General features: G+C 36.2%; 2 pseudogenes. Both read left to right on the forward strand.

Annotation, left to right across the window (positions count from 1 at the left end):
* A pseudogene (locus CO726_RS31035) lies at positions 1–725 on the forward strand (hypothetical protein); the annotation flags it as partial.
* A gap of 16 nt (positions 726–741) precedes the next feature.
* Positions 742–1,060: pseudogene (locus CO726_RS31040) on the forward strand (transposase); the annotation flags it as partial.

Consider the following 1,060-nt stretch of genomic DNA (forward strand, 5'->3'; position numbering starts at 1 on the left):
TGTTGGCGACACCAACGTTAATTTTCTACCAACTATCATTTAGCTTATTTACGTTAAACCAAGCCGCAAGAAGACACTGGCGTATTGGACAAACAAAGCAATGTAGAACCTTCTATCTGGGCTACCAAGAAACGTTCCAAGCTCAGATGGCACAGTTAATTGCTCAGAAGAATAAAGCTTCTGAAGCCATGAACGGAGATGCAACAAGTGATGGATTGAATGCAATGCTTGGTGATACAGGAGATCTACAGACGCTATTAATTCAAAACATTAAAAGCGGGAATCAGTTAAAAGGTTCAACAGAAGAATGGACACAAGCAGCATCGGAGGAATCGAAGCGAGTACTTGAAAATATCGGGAAAGTGATTACACCTGTATTTGAACCAATTGAAATTCAATTTACAAATTGGGTGGAAAAATTATCAGAAACAATGGACGTAGCATTTATGAAAGAGGCTCAATTTATGCAAAAAGCTGTTGAATGTATTAAAAAGGAGCAAGTACCTGGTGTTCGAATTAAGCAGAATGTACTTGAAGTAGATGGAGAAATAAAAGATTTAGTTCGAGCTTTAACAACATTGATTACAGATAAGCGTATGCTTGTACAAAAACAGGATATTGCATTCTGGGATGAATTAATTGTTGAAGTAGATACTTCTCAAAAGAAAGGGAAACGAAAGAATAAAGTAATTGAAGGACAATTTGAGTTCGATTTATTTGGCTAAATGAGAGGGGAAAATCATGTTTAAGATACTTCTTATCGCACTAATTTGCTATATGGTTTTTGTAGTTTACAAAACAAAAAGAAACATGTTGATAGAAGAGAAGAAAAAAGAAAAAGGACCAGAACCGGTGGAACGACCTGTTTATTGGTGTCCGAGAGAAAATAGGCCTATTGGAAGGGAACAAGAACGTGTTACTGTTCCAATGAAAGAAATTACCTTAGAAAAGGATGTAGCAAATATATACGATTTAGTTGCTACATCTGTTCGAATGAATGTAGGTGAAGAAGAAAAAACGTTAGAGCAGGACAAGGAAGTTGCAAAAGAAGTGGAGTATG

Source organism: Bacillus fungorum, assembly GCF_002746455.1.
GTDB classification, from domain to species: domain Bacteria; phylum Bacillota; class Bacilli; order Bacillales; family Bacillaceae_G; genus Bacillus_A; species Bacillus_A fungorum.